The organism is Plastoroseomonas hellenica, from assembly GCF_018129085.1.
In the GTDB taxonomy this organism is placed as follows: domain Bacteria; phylum Pseudomonadota; class Alphaproteobacteria; order Acetobacterales; family Acetobacteraceae; genus Plastoroseomonas; species Plastoroseomonas hellenica.
In genome coordinates this window covers 1-3,273 of sequence record NZ_JAAGBB010000126.1, presented here as the reverse complement: position 1 = coordinate 3,273, position 3,273 = coordinate 1, and the positions used below count along the sequence as shown (strand labels likewise).

The 3,273-nt window shown below is 66.0% G+C and carries 2 protein-coding genes and 1 pseudogene; all 3 read left to right on the top strand.

Going from position 1 to position 3,273, the window contains the following annotated elements:
• The first annotated feature begins 581 nt into the window (after nt 1-581).
• The 3 genes and pseudogenes from GXW71_RS34330 to GXW71_RS34320 all read left to right on the top strand — a co-directional run bounded on the left by GXW71_RS34330 (nt 582) and on the right by GXW71_RS34320 (nt 2,926).
• Complete coding sequence (locus GXW71_RS34330; protein WP_211858551.1) at nt 582-1,835, top strand: hypothetical protein; 1,254 nt, start codon at nt 582-584, stop codon at nt 1,833-1,835.
• A gap of 139 nt (nt 1,836-1,974) precedes the next feature.
• Nucleotides 1,975-2,459: pseudogene (locus GXW71_RS34325) on the top strand (IS481 family transposase); the annotation flags it as partial.
• Between the two features lie 140 nt (nt 2,460-2,599).
• Nucleotides 2,600-2,926 carry a hypothetical protein gene (locus GXW71_RS34320; RefSeq protein WP_211858553.1) on the top strand — a complete coding sequence of 109 codons (327 nt, stop codon included), beginning with the start codon at nt 2,600-2,602 and terminating at the stop codon, nt 2,924-2,926.
• Nucleotides 2,927-3,273: the final 347 nt, after the last annotated feature.

Sequence of the window (3,273 nt, the reverse complement as noted above, 5' to 3'; positions counted from 1 at the left end):
CATGCCGGTCGAGGCCATGGTCCAGATCGGCGCCAGGTCCTTCCTGCGCTACATGATCCAGCCCGTCCTCGACAGCTTCCACCGCGCCTTCCGAGAACAGTAGCTGAGACGCTACCGGCAGCCGGCCCGCCGTCGCACTCTGCCTTCGGGAACTGAAGCCGATGCCAGCAAGAGCATATCCTCAGGCCGAGGCTGCGACGCCGCCGCTCCCGCCCAGTCACGCGATGACCGGGCGAATCCCGCTTAGAAGCGTCATTCAGGCGCTCGATCTGCAGTGCGGCCACGCCCACGCCGGAGGGCTTACGGATGGGAGCGGAATTCGTAATGCGACGCGTCGCGCAGCAGATGGAAAACGCGCAGCAGGCCGCGGCTGGTCCCGCCGGCCCCGGCTTTCCCCGGGCGCGAGCTCACAGTTGTCGCGCATGGTTCGTGAGACTCAAATCTGCTGGACGAAGGATGGACGACGCTTGGTTCCGGCTCACTTTCTGTATCCGGCTGCGCATCGGATGGTCGATGCGAAGCACCCAATTCCGAACATGCCCGCTGGTGGATGAGCATTGGAACCGGTTCGCGAAGGCGTGGTGAGCGCGAAGGCGGAGGAGCGGCGAATTCCCCTGCTGCCCATCCTGCTCATCTCCGTCCTGCTGATCTACAGCCGGAGGCCGGACGCCTTCCTGAATGCCCAGTTTTGGGCGGAGGATGGGCTCTGCTGGTATCGCGAAGCCCACGCGATGCGCTGGTTCGAGTCACTCATCAAAACGCAGAACGGCTATTACCAGACCACCGCCCGGACGGTCGGCCTGCTTGCCCAGGCCGTGGAGCTGCGGCACGCGCCGCTGTTCTTCAATGTGATCGGCCTCTTCTTCCAGACACTGCCGGTCCTCATCCTTTGCAGCGCGCGCGGGCGGGAGATCATCCCGAGCCGCGCCGGGCGGTTGTTGGCCAGCTTCCTCTATCTCGCCCTGCCGGGCTCCGCCGAGGTGCACGTCAATGTCACCAACATCCAGTGGCACTTGGCGCTCTCGGCACTGATTCTGCTGATGCTGCCGGAAGGCGAGGGCTGGCGGCGCTGGGCCGATCTTGGTCTCGTCATCCTGTCGGGATTGAGCGGGCCCTTCGCGGTGATGCTGCTGCCGATTGCGCTGGTGGCATTCTGGCTGCGCCGGACGCGACACTCCGCGGCCTTGGCTGGGGTGCTGGCAGTCTGCTGCGCGGTGCAAGGGCTAGCGATGTTTGACAGCATGGCAGCAGATCGTGCGCCAGCGCCACGGGGCGCGTCACTGCTCTGGTTTGCGCGCATCATCTGCACTCAGGTGCTCGCCCAGGCGGTCGCGGGCACAGCGACAGATCTGCTGCAGTGGGCAGGGACCCCGCCGCCCGCGATGATGGCTCTGCCGGCGATGCTGCTGGCGGCGGCATTGACCGTCCTGGCGCTGTTGCGCGGACCAGTGCCGTTGAAGCTGTTGATCATCTTCGCTGCCCTGGTGCTGGCGGCGTCGCTCGCTTCGCCGCAGATCTCGATGGACAGGGAGCAATGGCCGGCTTTGGCACTCGGGCCGGACGGCTCGCGTTACGCGTTCTTTCCACTGATCGCCTGGATCGCGGTCATCGGCTGGCTCGCCGTTGGGCCGGTGACTGTTCCACTGCGGGTCGTGGGCCTTGCCCTCATGGCGGCGCTGGTGATGGTCGCGATTCCGCGGAGCTGGGCGTTACCGCCATTCGAGGATTTCGGGTTCGCGCGCCATGCGGAGGCGTTCACTGCCGCAGCACCAGGAACCGCAGTCCAGATACCAATCAATCCGGCGGGATGGGTGATGGTGCTGCTTCGCCAATAGATCGGCCTCGCTTCGCGTTGCTCTCTTCAGCGCGGAGCGCCGCGCGCTCGGCGTGCTGGCGGCGGCGGCCAGCCTCACCTAGATGGCTGATCCCAGGGTTTGATGGTGCAGGCTTTTCCCAAGCATGGAAGGACGCGCTATGGGCCAGGTTCTCCACGGCTGCGCCCGCACGACTGAGGCGGTCCGTTGCGCGATCCAGCATAGCCAAGAGAGCCTGAGGGCTCTGGTCCGCCGCCATGGCGTGAACCCGAAGACCAGCGCCAAGTGGCGGGCGCGAGCAGATGTCGCCGATCGGCGCACCGGCCCCGCCGAGCCGCGCTCCACCACCCTCTCAGTCGAGGAGGAAGCGATCGTCGTCGCCTTCCGCTGCCACACCTGCTGCCACTGGACGACTGCCTCTACGCCCTGCAGCCCACCATCCCGCACCTGACGCGCTCAGCTCTGCATCGCTGCCTCAAGCGCCACGGCATCTCGCGTCTCCCCGAGACCGATGGCGACAAGCCCGCCCGCAAGCGCTTCAAGGCCTACACGATCGGGTTCTTTCACATCGACCTCGCCGAGGTGAGGACCGAGCAGGGCATGCTCCACCTCTTCGTGGCCATCGATCGAACCTCAGAGTTAGCCTCGTTGCCGATCTGTCTCATTCTGTGGAGATCTGACCTTCAATCACGCCCGCCGCACGGTCCTCATTCGACCGGAGGAGGCGGACACCACTGTCGTCCGTCTGATTGCCAATCCTGCCCGAGATTGCATGAGGGGTCTTCGTGTCGGGTTCACCCGCTGTTGTTTTGCTCACCATCCTGGCGCACGCCGATGTGCTCCTTCTGACGACGCCGGGGCCTAACCTGGTCGTAGCGCTGCGTGTGAGTCTTTCCGGCTCATTCAGAGCCACCTTGGCGGCGGCCCTGGGGATCGGCTGCGGCGCAGGGCTGGCCTCGGTCGGTGCTCTTTTGGCCGCAACGGCGCTAAGCTGCGGTGCTGCCAGCGCTCAACCTTCCCAATGGGGAGCCTGGCCGGAGCTCGCGATCGGCTCCGCCTTCATGGTTTGCGCCCTCAAGGCGATCTGGCCGCTCTACTTTGCCGCTGCCTGAACGGCATCGAATTGCCGCTCTGATCTCCCGCCTGGCCGTCGGCGGCCTTTGTGGAGTGGCGGGGGCGGTCGCTTCCTGCGGCCGACGGTGGCTCCAGCGGTGTCCCATCGCGATGAATGCGATCTCTGGGTTGCGTGCCGCGAACAGCTTGCCGCCCAACGGAAGAGCCTGCTCAATGGCAATTGTTGAGCAGCATTTTCAGAGGCGCGCCGCTGCCCCGGCGCTGGCGGTCTGACCGCGCGGCTCTACGGTCCGGCCCGGCCCCATCAGCGCGAAGGGCGCCCAGAAGGCGGGGTGCGATCCGCCGCGCAGGCGGTAGATCCCGAGTTGCGCCTTCTGCAGCGCCT